Annotated in this window: 22 protein-coding genes; 18 read left to right on the top strand and 4 right to left on the bottom strand. The window is 38.8% G+C overall.

Translation table 11 applies throughout. The features are described 5' to 3' along the window. Positions 1 to 96 precede the first annotated feature (96 nt). Entirely contained in the window at positions 97 to 1,674 is a 1,578-nt protein-coding gene (locus tag JOC34_RS05820; protein WP_420856101.1) for an FAD-dependent oxidoreductase, read from the top strand. Between the two features lie 90 nt (positions 1,675 to 1,764). Here the strand turns inward: JOC34_RS05820 and JOC34_RS05815 are convergent, their stop codons facing one another. Both JOC34_RS05815 and JOC34_RS05810 read right to left on the bottom strand, forming a co-directional pair. Next, the gene (locus tag JOC34_RS05815) at positions 1,765 to 2,184 is read right to left on the bottom strand and encodes a universal stress protein (protein WP_205135757.1); all 420 of its coding nucleotides are present in this window, start codon (positions 2,182 to 2,184) and stop codon (positions 1,765 to 1,767) included. A gap of 42 nt (positions 2,185 to 2,226) precedes the next feature. Further along, positions 2,227 to 3,666, bottom strand: a complete 1,440-nt coding sequence (locus JOC34_RS05810; protein WP_205135756.1) for a SulP family inorganic anion transporter — start codon at positions 3,664 to 3,666, stop codon at positions 2,227 to 2,229. 160 nt (positions 3,667 to 3,826) lie between these two features. Between JOC34_RS05810 and JOC34_RS05805 the strand changes: the two genes are divergently transcribed. Then, positions 3,827 to 4,369: a recombinase family protein gene (locus JOC34_RS05805; protein WP_205135755.1), complete on the top strand. Its 543-nt coding sequence runs from the start codon at positions 3,827 to 3,829 to the stop codon at positions 4,367 to 4,369. A 326-nt stretch (positions 4,370 to 4,695) separates the two neighbouring features. Beyond that, entirely contained in the window at positions 4,696 to 5,067 is a 372-nt protein-coding gene (locus JOC34_RS05800) for a hypothetical protein (RefSeq protein ID WP_205135754.1), read from the top strand. A 64-nt stretch (positions 5,068 to 5,131) separates the two neighbouring features. Here JOC34_RS05800 and JOC34_RS05795 read toward each other — a convergent pair whose 3' ends face one another. Continuing rightward, positions 5,132 to 6,109: a ring-cleaving dioxygenase gene (locus tag JOC34_RS05795; protein WP_205135753.1), complete on the bottom strand. Its 978-nt coding sequence runs from the start codon at positions 6,107 to 6,109 to the stop codon at positions 5,132 to 5,134. 355 nt (positions 6,110 to 6,464) lie between these two features. Here JOC34_RS05795 and JOC34_RS05790 point away from each other — a divergent pair, with 355 nt between their 5' ends. From JOC34_RS05790 to JOC34_RS05780, 3 genes are all read left to right on the top strand, one after another. Continuing rightward, positions 6,465 to 7,004 carry an NADPH-dependent FMN reductase gene (locus JOC34_RS05790; RefSeq protein WP_420856109.1) on the top strand — a complete coding sequence of 180 codons (540 nt, stop codon included), beginning with the start codon at positions 6,465 to 6,467 and terminating at the stop codon, positions 7,002 to 7,004. Between the two features lie 153 nt (positions 7,005 to 7,157). Next, complete coding sequence (locus JOC34_RS05785; RefSeq protein WP_239544068.1) at positions 7,158 to 7,631, top strand: MarR family winged helix-turn-helix transcriptional regulator; 474 nt, start codon at positions 7,158 to 7,160, stop codon at positions 7,629 to 7,631. Continuing rightward, positions 7,628 to 8,596, top strand: coding sequence for a ring-cleaving dioxygenase (locus tag JOC34_RS05780; RefSeq protein ID WP_205135751.1), 969 nt, complete (start codon positions 7,628 to 7,630; stop codon positions 8,594 to 8,596). The genes JOC34_RS05785 and JOC34_RS05780 overlap by 4 nt, the downstream gene beginning before the upstream one ends. Before the next feature lie 44 nt (positions 8,597 to 8,640). Here JOC34_RS05780 and JOC34_RS05775 read toward each other — a convergent pair whose 3' ends face one another. Beyond that, positions 8,641 to 9,798 carry an acyl-CoA dehydrogenase family protein gene (locus JOC34_RS05775; protein ID WP_205135750.1) on the bottom strand — a complete coding sequence of 386 codons (1,158 nt, stop codon included), beginning with the start codon at positions 9,796 to 9,798 and terminating at the stop codon, positions 8,641 to 8,643. A gap of 310 nt (positions 9,799 to 10,108) precedes the next feature. On the opposite strand from JOC34_RS05775, the gene JOC34_RS05770 reads away from it, so the two are divergent. The 12 genes from JOC34_RS05770 to JOC34_RS05715 all read left to right on the top strand — a co-directional run bounded on the left by JOC34_RS05770 (position 10,109) and on the right by JOC34_RS05715 (position 20,451). After that, positions 10,109 to 10,822 carry a GntR family transcriptional regulator gene (locus JOC34_RS05770; RefSeq protein ID WP_338062645.1) on the top strand — a complete coding sequence of 238 codons (714 nt, stop codon included), beginning with the start codon at positions 10,109 to 10,111 and terminating at the stop codon, positions 10,820 to 10,822. 1 nt (position 10,823) lies between these two features. Continuing rightward, positions 10,824 to 12,026: a CaiB/BaiF CoA transferase family protein gene (locus JOC34_RS05765; RefSeq protein WP_205135749.1), complete on the top strand. Its 1,203-nt coding sequence runs from the start codon at positions 10,824 to 10,826 to the stop codon at positions 12,024 to 12,026. Continuing rightward, complete coding sequence (locus JOC34_RS05760) at positions 12,026 to 12,943, top strand: hydroxymethylglutaryl-CoA lyase (protein WP_205135748.1); 918 nt, start codon at positions 12,026 to 12,028, stop codon at positions 12,941 to 12,943. Before JOC34_RS05765 ends, JOC34_RS05760 begins: the two co-directional genes overlap by 1 nt. Further along, entirely contained in the window at positions 12,940 to 13,965 is a 1,026-nt protein-coding gene (locus JOC34_RS05755; RefSeq protein ID WP_205135747.1) for a TRAP transporter substrate-binding protein, read from the top strand. The genes JOC34_RS05760 and JOC34_RS05755 overlap by 4 nt, the downstream gene beginning before the upstream one ends. A gap of 30 nt (positions 13,966 to 13,995) precedes the next feature. Then, positions 13,996 to 14,493, top strand: a complete 498-nt coding sequence (locus JOC34_RS05750) for a TRAP transporter small permease (protein ID WP_205135746.1) — start codon at positions 13,996 to 13,998, stop codon at positions 14,491 to 14,493. Further along, entirely contained in the window at positions 14,490 to 15,764 is a 1,275-nt protein-coding gene (locus JOC34_RS05745) for a TRAP transporter large permease (RefSeq protein WP_205135745.1), read from the top strand. Before JOC34_RS05750 ends, JOC34_RS05745 begins: the two co-directional genes overlap by 4 nt. Before the next feature lie 297 nt (positions 15,765 to 16,061). Then, on the top strand, positions 16,062 to 16,658 hold the full coding sequence (locus tag JOC34_RS05740) for a class I SAM-dependent DNA methyltransferase (protein ID WP_205135744.1): 597 nt from the start codon (positions 16,062 to 16,064) through the stop codon (positions 16,656 to 16,658). A gap of 515 nt (positions 16,659 to 17,173) precedes the next feature. Next, complete coding sequence (locus tag JOC34_RS05735; RefSeq protein WP_205135743.1) at positions 17,174 to 17,656, top strand: RrF2 family transcriptional regulator; 483 nt, start codon at positions 17,174 to 17,176, stop codon at positions 17,654 to 17,656. A gap of 27 nt (positions 17,657 to 17,683) precedes the next feature. Then, a complete protein-coding gene (locus tag JOC34_RS05730; protein WP_205135742.1) occupies positions 17,684 to 18,628 on the top strand; it encodes an LLM class oxidoreductase in 945 nt (314 codons plus the stop codon). A gap of 26 nt (positions 18,629 to 18,654) precedes the next feature. Then, positions 18,655 to 18,879, top strand: a complete 225-nt coding sequence (locus JOC34_RS05725; protein WP_205135741.1) for a DUF896 domain-containing protein — start codon at positions 18,655 to 18,657, stop codon at positions 18,877 to 18,879. A gap of 37 nt (positions 18,880 to 18,916) precedes the next feature. Further along, on the top strand, positions 18,917 to 19,909 hold the full coding sequence (locus tag JOC34_RS05720) for an LLM class flavin-dependent oxidoreductase (RefSeq protein ID WP_205135740.1): 993 nt from the start codon (positions 18,917 to 18,919) through the stop codon (positions 19,907 to 19,909). A 233-nt stretch (positions 19,910 to 20,142) separates the two neighbouring features. Continuing rightward, positions 20,143 to 20,451, top strand: coding sequence for an iron-sulfur cluster assembly accessory protein (locus JOC34_RS05715; RefSeq protein WP_205135739.1), 309 nt, complete (start codon positions 20,143 to 20,145; stop codon positions 20,449 to 20,451). Positions 20,452 to 20,484: the final 33 nt, after the last annotated feature.

Below are 20,484 nucleotides of genomic sequence, written 5' to 3'. Positions count from 1 at the left end.
CCACCGTAATGCAAACGTCCATTTGGTTGGCTAAAGTATAGTCCACTGGGAAATGGAAAACCTAACAATGATGAAGGAATTGAATGGAGGATGACGATGTCTGATAAGCAGGATAGAGCAAGTGGATTACCAGAATCTCCCGTATCTTATTGGCAGGAATCAATTGATTTTGAGGAATTTCCGCAATTAGATCAAGATAAACAGGTTGATGTAGTGATTGTCGGTGGTGGAATTACCGGTATCACATCTGCTTACCTGTTAGTAAATGAAGGGTTCAAGGTTGCGATTGTAGAAGCTGGAAGACTGCTGAATGGAACGACAGGACATACCACTGCAAAAATTACGGCCCAGCATGATTTAATCTACGATGAATTCATACAAAATATTGGAGTAAACGAAGCGAAATTGTACTATGAAGCGAATATGGAAGCTGTTAATTTCATTAAAAGAACGGTGGAACAACAGCAAATTGATTGTGATTTTAGTGAACAGGATGCCTACTTATATGCTATTACAGACGAATATGCAAGCAAGCTTGAAACCGAAGCAAAAGCATATGAAAAACTAGGTATTGCGGGCGAATTGATCGATCACATGCCGCTAGATATAGACATAAAACAAGCACTTGTTATGAAAAATCAAGCGCAATTCCATCCCATTAAATATTTGTCCCACCTTATTCAAATTATCCAGGAAAAGGGAGGACTTATCTTTGAAAATACAACAGCTGTTAATGTGGAAACAGGGAAACAACCGATCGTTTTAACAAAAGAAGGTGGGCGCATCACAGGAAATTATGTCTTATCTTGTACCCATTTTCCGTTTTATGAGGGGCTCGGATTTTATTCTACAAGACTATATGCCGACCGTTCCTATATTGTAGCTGCGGAAACAAACAAGGCTTTTCCAGGGGGGATGTATATTAGTGCGGACCAGCCGACACGTTCTGTCCGTTCTGTAATGATAGATGGAAAAGAAATGATACTTATAGCAGGGGAAAGTCATAAAACGGGTCAAGGGAAAAATACGATGACGCATTATGAAGCATTAGCATCCTTTGGCAGGCAGACACTTGGGCTTGAAAATATTGCCTACCGCTGGTCAGCACAGGATTTGGTCACATTGGATAAAGTCCCTTATATCGGTGCGGTTACCCCAGAGCAATCCAATCTTTTGATTGCTACTGGATTCCGAAAATGGGGAATGTCAAATGGAACTGCCGCAGCATTGTTATTTAGGGATTTGGTGAAAGATGGGAAAAATAAATTTCAGCAATTATATACGCCATCAAGGCTTAACGTGCATCCAAGCTTGAAGAACTTCCTTGTTCAGAATGCAAATGTTGCCGCCCATTTAATTAAAGGTAAGTTTGAAATACCAGAGCAAAAAATTAAAGACTTAGCAAATGATGAAGCAGCTGTCGTCAGTGTGAAAGGTGAAAGAAAAGGCGTTTATAAAGATAAAGAAGGAACAATAAATATTGTGGATACAACTTGTACCCATGTTGGTTGTGAGGTGGAATGGAATGAAGGGGAACGAACTTGGGATTGTCCTTGTCATGGTTCAAGGTTTTCTTATACTGGAGAGGTGATAGAAGGTCCAGCAGAAAAGCCGCTACAGCAATATGATTATAAGATGCTGGATAACCTGACATCTGAGGACTCCGGTTATTAAGAAAGGTTACGAAAAGAGCCTTGAAAAATGATTTCTGTTTGTGTAAAGGAAAAAGCATCACTGGGATTATCAGCGATGCTTTTTATTTTCTTATTTCACGATTAGTACTGGGCATTGTACTCTTTTTACTACTTTATGACTGACACTGCCGAGTACCATTTCTTGAAAGGAATTCAAACCGCGACTGCCAATGACAACGAGCTCAAATTGGTTTTTATTTGCGTAATCAACGATTGCCGGACCGGGCTCTCCATGTAAAATATTTACTTCATAGGACACGTTATTCGATTTCAATTGTTCGATCGCGGGCAATATCTTTTTGCGACGTGAAACGACCAATGCTTCTTTTCCCTGAGAATGAAGAATTTCGTTTTTTGCTTGCGAAAATTCAGCCACCAACACTAGTTCAACCCTGCTATCATCTACCAGTGAAGCGATTTGAATTGCTTCTTTTGTAGCTCTTAGGGAGTGCTTTGATCCATCGACTGCCAAGAGTATCTTTTTATACATGTTTTACACCCTTTCTACTGATTATGCTATTCTTAATATTCATTATATATGAGTCATGGTCAGTTTATCAACAAGACCTTGACTGGAAGGGTCTAATCCCTGTAATACAACCTTATTTCCATGTTCGCGGTATTTTAGAACGACTTTATCAATGGCTCCTACAGCGGAGTCATCCCAAATGCGTGCCTCTGAAAAATCAATCACAATTGACTGACCTTCTGTGACAGTGTCAAATGACCCAATAAAATCTTCAACAGATGCAAAAAACAATTGACCGTTAACGATAAATGTAGTCGCGGCATTTGATTGTTGTTTCGTTACTTTTATTTTTGAGATTTTAGCAATAAACAATATTGCGCTCAGGATAACACCGGCAATAACCCCTTTAGATAAATCATTTGTGGACACAACAATGGCGACAGTTACGAGCATGACTGCTGCATCCCCCTTAGGAGCTTTCACGACATAGCGGAAAGACGACCAGTCAAATGTACCAATCGCCACCATAATCATAATGCCAACAAGTACCGGCATTGGGATTTGTACAACTAATCCGCCTAAAACGATAATGAGAAACATTAAGAATGCACCTGCAACAAATGTGGAAAGCCTGCCACGACCGCCTGATTTGACGTTGATCACAGATTGTCCAATCATTGCACAGCCTGCCATTCCTCCAAAAAAGCCATTGATTGTATTGGCAATGCCTTGTCCTCTTGCTTCTTTGTTTTTATTACTTTCCGTGCCGGTCATTTCGTCTACAATCGACGATGTTAGTAATGATTCCAGTAAACCAACGACTGCTAGCGCAATAGAATAGGGAAAGATAATAGCGAGTGTTTCTAACGTAAATGGAACATCCGGGATGAAGAATGCCGGAAGTGAGCTTGTAATTGTTCCTAGATCACCAACCGTCCGTAAATCAATATCTGCATAAATAGCAATACTTGTTAATAGAATAATTGCGATTAATGGGGCTGGGATGGCCTTAATAAACCGTGGTAATGTATAGACAATCACCAAGGTAATCCCGACAAATAAATACGTTACATTAGAAATTCCTAGGAAATGTGGTACTTGCGCCATAAAGATAAGGATTGCCAATGAATTTACAAATCCGATCATAACGGCGTTTGGAATAAACTTCATCAATTTGGCTATTTTAAATACACCAAACAATAATTGGATGACTCCTGTTAGAATAGTGGCAGCAAGTAAATAATTCAGGCCGTAATCTCTGACCAAAGGGCCCATCAGTAGCGCCATTGCCCCGGTAGCGGCAGATATCATAGCAGGGCGCCCACCAACAAAGGAGATGATCACAGCAATAGAAAACGATGCATATAAGCCGACCATCGGGTCAACCCCAGCAATGATAGAGAAGGCGATCGCCTCTGGAATTAATGCTAGCGCAACAACAATTCCGGAAAGAATATCTCCTCTGACATTGGAAAACCATTCTTGTTTTATTTTTTCAATCAAATCTTTCTACTCCTTTATTTATCAAGATATTTGTGCATGAGGTATACTGTAGGAAAATGCAATAGAAATAGTTTATCATTATTCGTCCCAAAATGGAACCTTTTCAGGACGAAATTATGCTATAATGATGAAGAAAACCTGAAGAATAAGGAGAATATATATGTTAATCGGCTATATGCGGCCACTACATGAGGATGACGAATGTAAAGAGCAGTTAAGGAAATTGCAGGAAAACGATTGTTTACATATCTTTGCTGAAGCACATGCATCAGCAAAGAAAAGAATAGAGCTGGATAGCATGATAAGCAAGCTTAAGCAAGGTGATAAAATCATCGTAACCAAGCTTTATGTGTTGGCCGATTCTACACGTCATCTGGCAGAATTATTAAATTCGTTTGAGACGCGGGGTGCTTTTCTAAAGTCTATTCAAGAGGGGATTGATACAAGTCATCCTCGCGGTTATTCTTTTCAATATATGGTAGATCATCTGTTGGAATTTCAAAGTGATGTGATCAGTGAAAGCACCAAACGAGGATTATCAGAAGCAAAACAAAAAGGGGTAACAGCAGGTCGACCAAGAAAGCCTGATGCAAATGTACAACGGGCGATTACTATGTACGAAAGTAAAAAGTACAGTTTGGCAGAAATAAAAAGTGAAACAGGCATTAGCAAATCAACTTTATATAGATATTTGGAAAAGTAATGGTTCCTAGTGAGTTAAGATGAGACCACTGAAAAAATTAAACATAGCACAATATATGTGGATCTACCATCGCATCTTCGAATATACTTCGCTTTCCGCGGGCGAGTGTCGAGCCTCCTCGGACTACCGTCCTGCGGGGTCTTCGACGTGCAGGATGTACTAGTACAGACGTTGCGACAGGACGTCGCGAATTTAGTCTGTGTACCACTTAATTACTTCCCGCAGGAGTCTCCGTATATTCGAGATGCTAGGTTAAGGTGAAAAGACAAGATTTTTAAAATCTACCACTTTTTCAGTGGTCTCAGTTAAGAAGGGGAGCGTTCTGTATGGGGAATTTATTGGAAATATTATTCGGACTAGCATTATTGTTTGTTCTGTATAAATTAAAGATAGTTAAACTGCCATTAAGAATATTTTTCAGGGCCCGGTACACTGGGAAGAAATTAACATTAAAATATATGAAATATAATGGTGTTTACGATCATAACTTTCTGTTAAAAACTGGACAAAGTTATACGGCAAATTATGATGTAACTGTTGACAATGGATCTGTCACCATTCATTTACCGGGCATTTTCAAGAAAACATTTCACAACAATGAAACGGGTTCCTTTTCGTTTAGAGCAAATAATCGCATTCATGGTGTCGCAGTAAGAGGAGATTATACAAAAGGTGGATGCAAAATTGAAATGAAATAATAGTTTGTCAGTGCATATAAATGTAAAAAGTCACTGCCATAGCTTGAACAGTGACTTTTACTGTTTATTCTTTTGTAAATTCCTTTGTACTTCTAACCGTATCAATCGGGCGGACCATCTTTTCGATCTCTTCCCGTTTTGGCTCTAAGAATGGAGGTAGAGATAACTTTTCTCCAAGTGTTTCATAAGATTCATCTCCCATAAATCCAGGGCCGTCTGTTGCAAATTCAAATAAAATTTGTGGGGCTACATTGACATATAATGAGCCAAAGAAATGACGTTCTACATAACCGGATGTCTGGAAACGGAAGCTTTCCATATGTTGTTGCCACGCTTCAAGCATCGAACGATCTTCCACACGAAATGCTGAATGGTGGACGGTTCCATAACCTTGGCGTGCTTGTGGCAGAACCGTATTATATTCGACAACGACTTGTGCGCCATTACCACCTTCGCCAACTTCAAATAAATGGAAGTCGCCATCTTGGTCAATTTCTGTAAATAACAATACTTTTTCCATCAATTCTTTAAAATAATCAAAGTGACTGGTACGGACGAAGATTGGTCCCAATCCGGTAATGGCATATTCGAGAGGTACGGGCCCTTTTTGCCATGGTTTACCGGCAGCAACACCGTGATTGTTTTCATCAGAAATCAGTTGATATTGCTGGTCATCAAAATCAACAAAAGAAAGTGTCTGTTTACCGAATTGCTCTTTAATTCCGGTATGTTTCACTTCTAATCGGTCAAATCGTTTAACCCAATAAGTTAACGCGTCGTCGCTAGGTACGCGTAAAGAAGTCTTTGCAATTTCATTTGTGCCGTGTACACCTTTTGGAATGTTAGGGAAGTCAAAGAAAGTCATATCTGTGCCGGCATTTCCTTCATCATCCGCAAAAAATAGGTGGTAGGTTTGAATATCATCCTGGTTCACTGTTTTCTTAACTAAACGCATTCCCAAAACATATGTGAAAAATTCATAATTTTTTTCTGCACTACTTGTAATGGCAGTTACGTGATGTATACCTTTTAAAGGTTTCATAATAATTCCTCCAATTGTTTTTATATCATAGCAGGGTGACTTTGTACGATATAATACCACCACTGCTGTTTGATTCTGTTATCAGTATAGTATTAAACTGATTAAAAGTCAAACCTGTACGGCTTCTTTTTTGTGGTAGTAATGACATATAAGCAATAAAGTATTCTTTTTTTTAGTTTAAGCTTAAAATGTAAGTTAGCAGATTATTATATTTTAAAGTAGCATTTGTAAAATGGGTCCTTTGGTATCTTCTCATATGCAAATCACTATAATATATAAGAAGAGAAAAAATACAATAGGCTTATCATGCGATCAGGAGGAGAAAGAAGTGAAAATCATTGGCATTTCCGGTTCTATCGTAGGCACCAAAACGAGAATTGCGGTAGAAGCGGTTCTAGATAAACTAAAAGCGCAACATACAAATATAGAAGTTGAGTTGATTAACTTAGGAGATTATCAACTCGTCTTTAGCGATGGAAGGGATTACCGGGATTATACAGGTGATACCAAAACAGTGATTGATAAAATCATGTCAGCCGATGCTTATATTATTGGAACACCCATTTTTCAGGCATCGATTCCTGGAACATTGAAAAACTTATTGGATTTACTCCCTAACACCGTGTTTAAAAATAAAATTGTTGGCATGTTAGCGACGGGTGGAACAGCGAGACATTATTTAGTGTTGGAACAGCAACTGAAACCGATCCTTAGCTACATGGGTGCGATGCTCGTTCCTAAATATGTTTTTGTAGAAGAAAAATGCTTTCAAAATAAAGCAATCATTGATGATGAAGTTTTACTTAGACTGGCAAAGCTTGGGAATGATACGCTGCATATGGCTGCTGCACTTAAAGAGATCATGAAAACACAGGAATCAGCGCACTTATATTAAAATAAAAGATACAAAAAAGTTGCTGCATCGGTGGTGGCAACTTTTTTGTTGCACTTTTACTGTATAAGCTTTTGCAAGTAAAAGAAAGCGGTGTTGACGTTTAATCAGTTTAGTAGTATACTGATTGTAGGAAAGATGAGATGAGGCGATATTATGCAGGAATCAAACCAAGAAAAAAGATTCATATCAACTAAAGATAAACGGCTTGCATTGCTTGTTTGGCTTCGACTAGCTCGTTTTTATAATCATAGTAACCGAGGATCGAATGAGCACCTGCAACAATGGGGAATAACGATGGCGCAATTTGATGCGCTAAATCAAATTGGTCTACACCAACCGATTACACAACAACAGCTGGGAGAAAGATTAGAAGTTACAAAAGGGAATATTACACAATTATTAAAAAGAATGGAAGCGGCGGGCTGGATTATGAGGGAACAGGAATGGAAAACAAAATATATATCATTAACAGCAGCAGGTTATCGTTTATACGAAGAAGTAGTTCCACGTCAAGAGCAATTTCAGATTGAACAATTTTGTGGCCTGGATAGTGAAGAGCAAACACAGCTTCTGCATTTACTAAAAAAGCTACAAAAAACAACCGAATCAAAGGAGGACTTGACATGATTATTAAAGGAATTCATCACGTATCAGCACATACTGCCCATGCGAGTGAAAATTATGATTTTTACACTAGAATACTGGGAATGCGTTTGGTCAAGAAATCAGTAAATCAGGACAGTCCATCCATGTATCATCTGTTCTATGCTGATGAAATTGGCAACCCTGGAACAGATCTGACCTTTTTTGAAATTCCAATGCTTGCCAAAACACATCGGGGAACCAACAGTATTTCTAACACTTCTTTGCGCGTTGCAAACGATGCATCATTAAAATACTGGGAGAAACGATTCCGGGAATATGGCGTAAAGCAGGAAGAGATTACAGAAAGGGCCGGGCATCAGGTACTTGCGTTCGAAGATTCTGAGGGACAACGATTAACACTCGTATCAGATGAAAAGAACAGTGGTGTTCAACCGGGTACACCTTGGGATAAGAGCCCGGTTCCAAAAGAACATGGTATTACTGGATTAGGCCCAGTTCGTCTGACTGTTCGTACGGCCGCGGCAACAGCAGGTATTTTAAAGGAAATTTTAGGATTTAAACAAACAAGAAGTTATGCTTCAGACGAAGCCGATCAGCCGGATATTCTCGTATTTGAAACGGGGAAAGGGGGCAATGGATCAGAGATTCATCTTGAAGAACGCAGGGATCTGCCTGTGGAGCGACCTGGTAGAGGCAGTGTCCATCATGTGGCATTCCGTGTTGACAATGAAGAAGAAATGCATCGCTGGGTGAAAGAAATAAATGCGGCAAGATTGCCTAATTCCGGATTCGTTGATCGTTATTATTTCCGTTCGCTCTATTTCAGAGAACCGAATGGTATCCTGTTTGAATTGGCGACAGATGGTCCGGGGTTTGCAACGGATGAAGATGTTGATCATTTAGGTGAATCGCTGGCATTGCCACCATTTTTGGAATCGCAAAGGGACGAGATCGAACAGGGCTTAAAACCAATTGATACGAAATAAACTTAAAAGAACGGTTAGCGTTTTACTCGCTAACCGTTCTTTCCCTATTTATTAAAGTTATCAATAGATGTTGACGCCAGCTGTATCACTGTCATGTCGTCCATTGGTGGATTATGCAAACCTGCACGGACATCACGATAATAGCGTTGTAATGGATTCTTCTGTGATAAACTACGTGCGCCGACAATTCGCATGGAAAGGTCAACAATTTCAACGGCTTTATTCACCACAGATAGTTTAACAGCACCCAGTTCTGGTTTCATTGTTTGACGGATTGCTTCATCACTGGCATCCCATTTTTCAGCCACAGAATAAAGAAAATGAGTGCTTTCGAGTACCTTTAGCTCCATTTCACCTAATTTTTGTTTCACGTTCGGCAATTCAGCGATCGTGCCTTTGATACTGTTCGGTGAATAGTGTGTGGCAAAGTCAATTGCATATTCCTGTGCAGCACGGGCGATGCCGAGATAGCAGGCAGGAATATGAAGCAGCCATCCTGTCGCAGGCTTATTTCCTGGTGTCAGGTACTGGACAAGGTCATCTTCATCCACACGAACATTTTCCAGCACAAGATCATGACTTCCGGTTGCCTTCATGGCAATGGAATCCCATGTTTCATCCACTTTGACACCATCCCTTTCCCGTTTAATTAAAAAGTTTCCGACTTGATCCGTGCCATCGATGGAAGCACTGACAACGAAGTAACTTAAGATTGGAGCAAGCGTGGTAAAATTCTTGCGACCATTGATGACCCATCCGTTTCCATCCTTTTTCGCGACCGTTTCTGGTTTTCCTCCTCGTGTCGGACTGCCTGTTGCTGGTTCAGAGGCTGCGTTATTTAACAAGGCGCCAGTATCAACAACCTCACGGGCAAATGCTTTGTATTTTTCAGCCTCCCAAATATCGTTTTCTCCAAGTTGTTTTGTAATTCCCATATGCCAGCCAATCGATAATCCAGTAGATCCGTCCGCTTTTGCGATCGTTTCCTGGTGGTGCAGCAATTCTGTTAGGGAAATCCCTAAGCCGCCGTGCGCTTGTGGAACAGTCAAGGCAGGGTAGCCAATTTCTTTTAGATCTTTAAAGTTTTCAAATGGAAACGTGCCTGCTTCGTCATGTTTTTTTGCCCGCTCAGTAAATGGTTTTACCTTCTCAGCCAACGCTTTATTTCTTTCTTCTGGTGTATGATAGTCTGTTAGTTTCAAATTAATTCCTCCTCTTTAATCATATGAAATTAGTCGGATTATATTTCCATTATTTCATTCTTGTTATAAAGATGCAACCGGAAACACCGACTCGTTCCACAGTTAACATATTCATATTTTTTGTATCCTCTATATCAATCAATACGAGAAAGATTTAAAATAAAACTAAAAAAGTACAAATGTTTTTCGAACTGACATGTAAAAAATTAGAATGTTATATTATTTTTTACCACCATATAAAACAAGATATTACAAGGATTTTAATTTCTTAAATGTAAATCAAAAGTATTTAGTTATTTGACTATTTCATATTATTGTAATATATTTAAAACGGTATACTGTATACAAAGAAAGGTGGGCGAGTATTATTGTAGGAATTGTAAAAAGAACACTTAAAAGTCAAGTTTATGATTATTTAAAAGAACAGATAACAATTGGAAATATCAGACCTGGTGAAAGATTAATTGAAGAAAAGATTGGACAAACATTGGATGTAAGTCGGAGTCCAATACGAGAAGCGATTCGTATGCTAGAAAAAGATGGTTTTTTACATTTAACCAAAACAGGGGGGGTAGAAGTAGTAAAACCATCGCTTGTTGACTATCAATATTTATATGAATGCAGAATTGAAATGGAATCAGCTGCCGTCTATTATGCAGCCGCTAGACGAACAAAAGAGCAGTTGAAACAGATTGAAAAAGCCATAGATACATATAGTACTGGGTTAAAAGTAAATGATCAATCCAAGGTAAAGGTGGGTTTTCACGATATTATTATTGAATCAAGCATGAATCCGTTTCTTATTTCCATGTTAAGACAACTAAGAGGAGTGAATAGTTTTTATAGAAAAGCCATTGTTGACACAGATCCAAAGCATGTAAATAAGGCCCTGGTTGATCATGAAAAAATATATGACGCAATCGCTGCTTGTGATCAAAAATCAGCAAGAAATTTAATGAAAGAGCACATTGAAAATGATTATAGTAGATTTATAAGTTTAATAAAAGAAAAAACGGAGGGATAGGATGTCTAAAGATAAGCCTCTGAAAGGTGTTAAAGTTCTTGAACTAGGCAATATTGTTGCAGCACCATTCGCTGGAAAACTCTTTGCTGAATTCGGTGCTGAGGTAATCAAAGTTGAAGAACCTACTAATGGTGATCCATTAAGGAATTGGCGCGTGATGCATAAGGATACATCTGTATGGTGGCATGTGCAGGCCCGTAATAAAAAATCAATTACGGTAAACATGAGAAAAGAAAAGGGCCAAGATATTATAAAAAGTTTGGTCAAAGAAGTGGATATCGTGTTAGAAAACTTTAAACCAGGTACTTTAGAAAGATGGGGACTAGGTTATGAAGTATTAAAAGAAATTAATCCATCGGTTATTTTAACGAGAATATCTGGTTATGGACAGACTGGCCCATACAGAGAAAAGGCTGGATTTGGAAGTGTTGCTGAAGCTGTTGGTGGTTTACGATACTTAACAGGATATCCAGAATTGCCACCTGTTCGTGTAGGAGTCGCGATGGGTGATATGGTTGCGGGGCTTTATGCTGTAATTGGAACATTATTGGCGCTAAGATCTAGAAATCAAGATAAAAACAAATTGGGTCAAGAAGTGGATGTCGCTCTTTATGAATCTGTATTTAGTTTACTTGAAGGTATGCTACCAGAATACGATTTAACTGGTGCGATACGTGAAAGAACGGGAAGCACGTTACCAGGGATTGCACCATCAAACTCTTACGAATGTGCAGATGGAACATATATCGTAATTGGTGGGAATGGGGATAATATTTTCCAACGCTTAATGGTAGCAATTGATAGAGGAGATCTAGCTAATAACCCGGAATATGCAACGAATCAAGACAGGGTTAAACATGTTGAATTTATTGATGAAGTCATCGGGGCGTGGACAAGAAAACACACGATTGAGGAAGTACAACAAATGCTTGATGAAGCATCTGTACCAGCAAGCCGAATATATAGTATTAAAGATATTATGCATGATGAACATTATAAGGCTCGTGACATGATTCAAGAAATTGAGTTAGATGATGGATTGAAACTTGTCACACCAGGTATTGTACCTAAGTTATCCGAAACCCCTGGGAAGGTTGAATGGAATGGTCCAAAGTTAGGGGAGCATAACGAAGAAATCTATAAAGAATTTTTGGATTTTTCATATAGTGATTTCAAAAAACTCAGAGAGGAAGGAGTTATTTAATGCGAGAAGTCACCATTATTGATGTCAGTGCTCGTGATGGGTTACAAATTGAACCAAATGTTGTTTCTACAGAGGATAAAATTGAACTGATTAATAGATTAATAGCGGCTGGAATTAACAAAATCGAAACAACTTCATTCGTTCATCCTGAAAAAGTACCACAAATGGCAGATGCATCCGAAGTCATGAATAAAGTGGCCACAAAAGCTGAAGTAGATCCAATTGTTTTGATACCAAATATGAAAGGTTTTGAACGTGCGAGTGCGCATGGTAGAGTATATGAAATAAATTGGATATCATCCGCGACAGAAACCTTTAATAAGAAAAATATTAATAGGAGTATCGATGAAAACTTCAAAATATTCGAATCCGTACTTCGAGAGGCAAAATTAGCTGGTATTCGCGTTTGCTTTTCCATTGCTGTTAGCTTTGGTTGTCCATATGAAGGGCATGTCCCAGAGGAAAATGTTCTAAAACTTGTAGAAAGAGCGACAAAAGCAGGCGTAGATAGAATTGGTATTGCGGACACAATTGGAATTGCTACTCCAAATGAAGTAGATAGCCTAATTAAAAAAGTACTAGACGTAGCTGGAGATACACCTGTATCTGTTCATCTACATGATACGCGAGGGTTTGGAGCGGCAAACGCCTATGCTGCGTACTTAGCTGGTTTACGAATTTTTGAAACTTCTATAAGTGGAATTGGTGGTTGTCCATTTGCACCAGGATCAGCTGGGAATTTAGCAACCGAGGATCTCGTGTACCTTTTTAAACGAATGGGGATTCAAACGAATATTAATTTTGAAAAGCTGTTAGACGCTGCAGATTTTGCGGCAAGTCTTTCATCTAAAGAATCTTTGGGAAGAGTTCGACGCTTAAATCGGGAGCGGACGATAGAAGAGGTGCGCTGCATATGAAATTTAAGATAGTATTGTTTTTCGTCATTGTTGGATTGGTACTAACGGGATGTGGTGCCGCTGAATCAAGTTCATCCGAAACAGATACTTCCTCGGATGAATATGAGGCAACTACCATTCGATTAGCATATAACCTACCACCGGATCATCATGTTTCTATTGGGGTAGAGGAGTTTGCAAAAAATGTAACGGAAAAATCTGACGGACAAGTGAACGTACAAGTTTATCCTAACGGTCAACTTCTGACGGACAAGGACATGAATCAGTCTGTTATAAGTGGGGGAGTAGAAATGGGAGTAAACTCTTCTACGATGTGGGCTACGACTGTTCCAGCGATGGGGATTTTTGACGTTCCTTATGTTTTTGACAACTATGAAGAAGCGGGAGAAGCGCTTGGTGGGGATTTTGGTGATAAGCTTCGTTCCGAGATGGAGAAAAGAGGCACAAAGGTGTTGATGTTTGCAGACTATGGTTATGCACAATTTGCTAACAATAATCGACCGTTAGAATCACCAGAAGATTTCAAAGGACTTAAAATTCGTAGCATGGGAAATCTTCCTTCCGAGTTAATTAAGACTTATGGTGCATCGCCAGTATTCATGGGTGGGGGAGAAGTATATATGGCACTGCAAAGAAACACGGTTGATGGTGCTACATCAGGAACGACTGCGATGGTACAACGTAATTATAATGAAGTTGTTCATTATTTGACGATCAATAATTATGCGTATTTAGAGTTTATACTAGCGGTAAACCATGACTTTTGGGAAGAGTTGCCAGAAAAAAAAAAAGTGTTAATTGAGGAAGAAGCTAGCGAAACAGAGGAATGGATTCGTCATCAAGCGAAATTAGAAGATAATCGAACGAAGAATGAGCTTATCGATAGAGGAATGGAAATATATGAAGTATCTGAAAAAGAAATTCCAATCTGGAGAGAAGCGGCAATGCCAGTATGGAATACATTTGTAGAACAAGCTGGTGATGTAGGTCAGGAATTATTAGATATGGTAAATGTAGAATAAAGTTGCCTATCAATAGGGAGGAGCCGTTGTATGAAAAAGATATATGATTTCTTTGATTTATTAATAAAGGTAGGAGCTTATATTGCGGGTATCTTTATTCTAATAACTACATTTATCATTTTCTTTGAAATCGTTTCAAGGGCAGTATTTGGATTACCAACAGCATGGACAACAGAAATATCAATCTACGCTATTATTGGAAGTTGTTTTTTAGGTTCAGCATATGCGGTCAGAACATACTCACATATAACAGTAGATTTAATAGTCAATAATGTGAATGATTTTTGGAAAACCATTTTAGCATATGTATCCAATGCGTTAGGACTTGTATTCAGTATTATATATATGGTTTATGGATTTATCCATGTTATACATACGTTTGATCTTGGAGTTACATCTGCGTCTCTGTTAAGGGTACCAATGTTTCTCCCCGAGCTCTTACTTCCGCTAGGTGGCGTGTTGTTAGTTGCAGCGTTTGTATTGCAATTGATTGATGGCGGTGTGCATGAAGGGGGAGAACATCTATGAATTTCTTTTTTGCTGGCGGTTTAACAACACTATTATTAATTGGATTACCTGTTGCGTTTGCGCTAGGTTTGTTGGCGATATTGGGGTTGTTTTTCTTTGATGGAGGTGCATTTTCTTTTTCAGCAATTCCAATTATATCTTATTCAGCACTAGATGACTTTACCCTAACTGCTTTACCCATGTATGTGCTAATGAGTCAAGTACTTGTCGTAAGTGGAGTGGGTAGAGATTTGTATGAAATGGGTAGCAGGTGGTTCAGACATTTCCCTGGGGGATTGGCAATTGCAACCGTTTTTTGTTGTTTAGTCTTTTCAGCGATTTCAGGATCAAGTGTAGCAACAGCAGTCGCAGTTGGGGCGGTGGCTCTTCCTGAAATGGTCCGTCGTGGTTATGATAGAAGATACGTACTAGGCCTGTTAGCAGCTGGAGGAACGTTAGGAATTTTAATCCCACCTAGTGTACCGATGATTATTTATGGTTCAGTAACAGGTGAGTCTGTTGGGAAGCTATTTATAGCTGGAGTTGTTCCTGGCCTTGTTCTAACATTAGCATTCATGATCTTCTCATCATATCAAATGAGACATATTAAGGACGAACCAGCGACTTGGGCAGAGAGATGGGAAGGATCTAGGCAAGCAATTTGGGGCCTGATCTTACCAGTCATCATTATTGGTGGTATCTATTCAGGTATATTCACTCCGACAGAAGCTGCAGCAGTAGGTGTAGTCATTGCATTTGCGATTGCTTTCTTTGTATATAAAAATCTTAAAATGACAACTCTTAAAAAAATCATTTTATCAACTGTAAAAACAAATGCGATGATCTTGTTTATTATTGTTGGAGCGAAGTTGCTAGGGTATACCATGACGATTCTACAAATACCTCAAATGATTACGCAATTAGCACTATCTTTAGATGTGTCAAAATGGGTTATTTTTATACTTATAAATATCGTTTTAATCATATTAGGTATGTTCTTGGAGACCATTTCAATTTTGGTGATTACGTTGCCAATTCTATATCCAATCATAACTTCTTTAGGATTCGACCCAATATGGTTTGCGGTTATCATGGTTATCAATATGGAATTGGCATTAATTTCTCCTCCAGTTGGTCTAAACCTATTTATATTAAAAGGGCTGGATAAAAGGAATACAATTAGTGAAATCGTTAAAGGTGTTATTCCCTATGTAATTATCATGGTAGCATTTATAGTTGTCCTGTCATTCTTCCCAGAAATAGTAACATTCTTAGTTGATAATGTTGAATAAATGAATGGGATTTAGAGAAGTCTGATTGAGCATAAAAAAGGTAGTTCATTAAGTTGAACTGCCTTTTTAAATTGAAGTTGAGTTTTTAAAAGAATATATCTTTACCCAATATTCATCAAAGCAACTCCATCCCCATTTCTTCCGAGTATAGTTCCAAATATAATCATTTATTTCTTCTTCACGGCTTGCGTATGTTATGTTAATTGTTTGAGGGGCTGATTTGTTCCTTAAGGTTTTGGTTTTTGCTATAATGACCACGATGTAGCTTTAGTTTTTAATAAATAGGGGGAGTGGAATATGGAAAATAACGTTTTTGAACAGATGGCAAAAAAGTATGATACAGAAGAAAGAATGGAATTAGCTAAAGTTATAGTTAAGGAAGTAAGACCAGAATTACGAAATAGTAAATCAAAATCTTTAATAGACTATGGGAGTGGTACTGGCCTAATTAGTTTAGAATTATCGGATTTAGTGGATTCGATTTTGTTGGTAGATGCATCGGAACAAATGTTGGAGGTTGCGAAAGCTAAAATTACTCACAGAGGAATTAGCAATTCAAAAGTACTTTATTCAGATTTTACTGAAGAAACGCCTGAACTTAAGGCAGACATTGTTTTAATGTCACTTGTCCTTCTTCATATTCCAGATACGAGGAAAATATTACAAGCATTGTACAATATTTTAAATAAGGGCGGCAAGCTAATTATTATTGATTTTGACAAAAATAACAATGTAAATCATCCGAAAATTCATAGCGGATTTTCGCATGAAGAACTGAAGAAAAGGTTATCCGAAGTTGGATTTACATCAATTGAAATGAAGACATTCTATCATGGAAAACGTATATTTGCGAAACAGGATGCTTCGATGTTTATATCCAGTAGTATAAAATGATTTCTTATTTTTTGTTTTTTAATTCCTGCAAATTCTAAAAAAGAAGCATTCATATCAGGCGCCTTGGGACTAGTTCTTTGTACATTTGTGTAGTTAAACATTCTGGTGTTGATCGTTTCGTGGTGTTATTTTCTATTACTTTGGATTAAGGTTTAGAAACGAGATTTCACAGAGTGAAAATCCCACCGGTATTGAGAAGAAAACCGTTTTGATATTTTAAGTGTTGTACTTATTGTTCACGAGCGGGCAAGGAAAATAAAATGAAAGCTGATGTTACATAAACGAACGCTATTCTTTCACAAGAAGGCGTTTTTTTGTAATCATGCTTAAAGCTAATATTAAGTTTAGGGGATTGTGAAGAATTCCATATAGCTAGTTGAGTGAGAAGGCAGAAAAATTTAATCATGTCATTAGCAATTTTAATGCAATTGTCGTTTGATTGCATTAATAAAGCGAATGAGGTATAGTGAATAAAGTGGACAATGATTATCTACTTTGTAAAGGGGGGTGATATGATGCAGATGAAAACAGGTGTGGAACAGTCGGTGTATGCCGTTCTTTTATTGAATATGCTGCCGGATAAAGCAGTATTGCCTGGAGAAGTGATTAGCCAGCAGTTGGGTACTTCACCTACTTATTTTCAAAAGCTGTTAAGAAAGTTAGTTAACGCAGACCTGATTACGTCAGTACCGGGCGTCAAAGGTGGATTTAAATTGAAGAAAAATCCGGAAGATATTCGGATATATGATATTTATCTTGCCATCGAGGGTCAGCAGTCACTTTATTCTGCAAGTGGTATTCTGGATGACATGCTTGATTTGGAAAAAGAGGACAGGTGCTGTTTGTTAGCAGACTTAATGGATGAGGCGGAAGCGGCGTGGAAAACTGTACTGAAGCGCGAAACAATTGCATCTTTATCCAATCAAATCCATTCGGACCGTTTTCAGGTACAAGTGAAAGGGTTGCAAACATGGTTAAATGAAAAAATGGTTGTATGAAAATGAGTTGTGATGAGGAGGAATTAATTGGATAAATTTCAATCACATCATGGTTTTGCACGAACATTTAAGGAAAAAAGTTTAACACTGGGGCTCATATTTCCCCTAGAAGCTTATTCAGGAAGTTTTCCAATCATGGATTTAGAAGCGCAGATGAAGCTTGCAAAGAAAGTAGAAGATCTGGGATTTGCCACCCTGTATGTTAGAGATTCCCCGCTCTATGATCCGAGCTTTGGTGATGTCGGAAGTATTTACGACCCTTGGATGTTTCTGGCATACGTAGCGGCACATACTGATAAAATAGCACTAGGAACATCGAGTATTGTCACAACACTAAGACATCCGCTCCACTCAGCAAAATCAGCTGCCACGCTTGACAGCATATCTCGTCAACGCTTCTTATTTGGGGCTGCAACCGGAGACCGTCCCATTGAATTTCCAGCATTTAAAGTAAACTACGATGGCAGAGCGGCACTATTCAGAGAATCGATAACAGTCATGAAGCAGTTATGGCATGAATCATTTCCGCAAATTCAGACAGACAGGGTAGACCTGACCCAAGGTGATGTAGTTCCTAAACCTGGTTTATCTGATATACCTGTTTTGGGTACAGGATATGGTGGTCAATCGATTGAATGGTTGGCACAAAATACGGATGGCTGGCTATTTTATGCACAGGACGTTAAAGGTCAGGGGGAGCTGATTAAAAAATGGCAACAAGCAGCCGGTGGATTCAAGCCGTTTGCCCAAGCAGTGTCCATCGATTTATCAGAGCGCCCAAACGAAGCGCCAAAACCAACGGGTACGGGATTCAGATCCGGACACAAATTTTTGCTTGACTATCTTCATGCCTATCAGGATGTTGGCGTTAATCATATGATGTTTTCGCTCAAACATGGGAGCCGTCCAGCAGAAGAAGTAATCCAGGAATTGGGTGAGTATGTCTTACCTCATTTTTCGGCAATAACATAATAAATCAACAGAAAAGAGGAAAGAAGATGATTCAAGGTTTAGATCGTATTAATGAATTAGCAAAGAAGCAGCGTGAAGATGGTTTAACAAACGCGGAAAAAGTGGAACAACAAGTATTGCGTGAAGACTATTTACGTCAGATTCGCGGGCAGGTTTTACACACTTTTTCAGGACTGAAAGTGGTCGATCCACTCGGAAATGATGTAACACCGGACAAACTAAAAAAAGAGCAGGAAGCAAACAAGGAATAAATCATGCTTATAAGCATAGAAGAAGGGATGTTAATATATGAAATTAAGTGTACTGGATCAAGCACCAGTTACGAGTGGCAATACGGCTACAGATGCTTTGAAAAAAGCGGAGGAACTAGCTGTTTTAGCAGATGAATTAGGCTATACCCGCATGTGGATGGCAGAGCACCATGGAACAACGTCTTTTTCCAGCTCTGCACCGGAAGTGACGGCAGCACATTTAGCTGCCAAAACGAAAAATATTCGTATCGGTACCGGTGGCGTGATGATGATGCATTATTCCCCCCTAAAATTAGCCGAAGTTTTCAAAACACTGAGTGCCCTTTCTCCTGGCCGAATTGATTTTGGCGTGGGTCGTGCTCCTGGAGGGGATAGAGATTCGATATACGCGCTATCTGAAGGGCGCCAACCGATGATGAATGATATGTACGGGAAATTTGCTACAACATTAAAAATGATCAGTGATGAAGCACCCGAAGATAGCTTATACAGTTCAATGGTCGCAACACCAACAGAAATCACCTTGCCGGAAGCTTGGATGCTGGGCTCAAGCGGCAACAGTGCCCTGCAAACAGCGCGGATGGGCGTTGGTTATTCTTTTGCACAATTTTTTAATGGAGAAATGTCAAAAGCGATTCTAGATGCATATAAAAGTAGCTTTCAACCTTCCGTATTTATGGAGAAACCAGAAATTAATGTTGCATATATGGTGACAGCAGCTGAAACAAAGGAAGAAGCTGAGTTTGAAGCGAGACCACAGGATATTTCCCGTTTATGGTTGACGAAAGGGAGAATTGGTCAGTCGTTAACACCTGAAGAAGCTAAAGATTATCCGTTGACAGAGATGGACCGCATGGCTATTCAGGAAAATCGTAAATTGCATTTAGTAGGGTCAGCTAAAGAAGTCGCAACACAGTTACTAGCGGAACAGAAACAATATGGATTTGATGAAGCAATGATTTGTAGCATTCCGCACTCACAAGAAAAAAGATTAGAAGTTTATCGCTTATTGGCGCGGGAAATGTTTTAACGCGGGAAGTGAGCAAAAGCGTGCATCTTTATATAGCACGCTTTTTCACATTTTTTATACTGATAGAAAAGTATAACTTTTATAGGGAACCAGTATAAGTGCAACTAAAACTTTCGCCATTAAAGGCTTGGCGATAAGCCAAGTTTTCTAATTAGGAGGAAAATGTTCGTTAAGTTTCCCTAGTTTTTGTTAAATGAAAATAGTATTGAGATGAAAAATTGGAGGAATAGAACATGAAATGTAAGATTAACCGAAATGCAGCGAAAGTACTAAACAAAATGTTAAGCGCGGAAGAAACGGAAGGGAAAATGATTCGTGTATTTATTACGCATATGCACGGAGCGCATGCACATTATGATATCAAGCTTGATGTACCGACAGAACATGATGAAGTCGTTAAAACCGACAAAGGTATTGAAGTTTTGTTGGACAAGCGCGAAGAATTTTTAGATGGGGTTTGGGTAAAGTATTTTTATATTCCAGAAGAGGGTTTTGAAATCAATAATCCATCTAAGGAAACCGGTGGGCATCACCACCATTAATCACCTTTTCAATTAACCTGGAGCTAAGCGTCT

The organism is Virgibacillus halotolerans (genome assembly GCF_016908515.1).
In the GTDB taxonomy this organism is placed as follows: Bacteria; Bacillota; Bacilli; order Bacillales; family Amphibacillaceae; genus Virgibacillus_M; species Virgibacillus_M halotolerans.
The sequence above is the reverse complement of the archived record's forward strand: the minus strand, read 5'-3'. Positions and strand labels throughout refer to the sequence as shown.

What these genes read in the sequence shown, in the direction of transcription:
- JOC34_RS05715 (WP_205135739.1), top strand. Translation starts at nt 20,143, where the DNA reads ATGAAATGTAAGATTAACCGAAATGCAGCGAAAGTACTAAACAAAATG.
- JOC34_RS05795 (WP_205135753.1), bottom strand. Translation starts at nt 6,109, where the DNA reads ATGAAACCTTTAAAAGGTATACATCACGTAACTGCCATTACAAGTAGT.
- JOC34_RS05805 (WP_205135755.1), top strand. Translation starts at nt 3,827, where the DNA reads ATGTTAATCGGCTATATGCGGCCACTACATGAGGATGACGAATGTAAA.
- JOC34_RS05740 (WP_205135744.1), top strand. Translation starts at nt 16,062, where the DNA reads ATGGAAAATAACGTTTTTGAACAGATGGCAAAAAAGTATGATACAGAA.
- JOC34_RS05800 (WP_205135754.1), top strand. Translation starts at nt 4,696, where the DNA reads ATGGGGAATTTATTGGAAATATTATTCGGACTAGCATTATTGTTTGTT.
- JOC34_RS05815 (WP_205135757.1), bottom strand. Translation starts at nt 2,184, where the DNA reads ATGTATAAAAAGATACTCTTGGCAGTCGATGGATCAAAGCACTCCCTA.
- JOC34_RS05820 (WP_420856101.1), top strand. Translation starts at nt 97, where the DNA reads ATGTCTGATAAGCAGGATAGAGCAAGTGGATTACCAGAATCTCCCGTA.
- JOC34_RS05765 (WP_205135749.1), top strand. Translation starts at nt 10,824, where the DNA reads ATGTCTAAAGATAAGCCTCTGAAAGGTGTTAAAGTTCTTGAACTAGGC.
- JOC34_RS05780 (WP_205135751.1), top strand. Translation starts at nt 7,628, where the DNA reads ATGATTATTAAAGGAATTCATCACGTATCAGCACATACTGCCCATGCG.
- JOC34_RS05735 (WP_205135743.1), top strand. Translation starts at nt 17,174, where the DNA reads ATGCAGATGAAAACAGGTGTGGAACAGTCGGTGTATGCCGTTCTTTTA.
- JOC34_RS05725 (WP_205135741.1), top strand. Translation starts at nt 18,655, where the DNA reads ATGATTCAAGGTTTAGATCGTATTAATGAATTAGCAAAGAAGCAGCGT.
- JOC34_RS05760 (WP_205135748.1), top strand. Translation starts at nt 12,026, where the DNA reads ATGCGAGAAGTCACCATTATTGATGTCAGTGCTCGTGATGGGTTACAA.
- JOC34_RS05745 (WP_205135745.1), top strand. Translation starts at nt 14,490, where the DNA reads ATGAATTTCTTTTTTGCTGGCGGTTTAACAACACTATTATTAATTGGA.
- JOC34_RS05750 (WP_205135746.1), top strand. Translation starts at nt 13,996, where the DNA reads ATGAAAAAGATATATGATTTCTTTGATTTATTAATAAAGGTAGGAGCT.
- JOC34_RS05755 (WP_205135747.1), top strand. Translation starts at nt 12,940, where the DNA reads ATGAAATTTAAGATAGTATTGTTTTTCGTCATTGTTGGATTGGTACTA.
- JOC34_RS05720 (WP_205135740.1), top strand. Translation starts at nt 18,917, where the DNA reads ATGAAATTAAGTGTACTGGATCAAGCACCAGTTACGAGTGGCAATACG.
- JOC34_RS05785 (WP_239544068.1), top strand. Translation starts at nt 7,158, where the DNA reads ATGCAGGAATCAAACCAAGAAAAAAGATTCATATCAACTAAAGATAAA.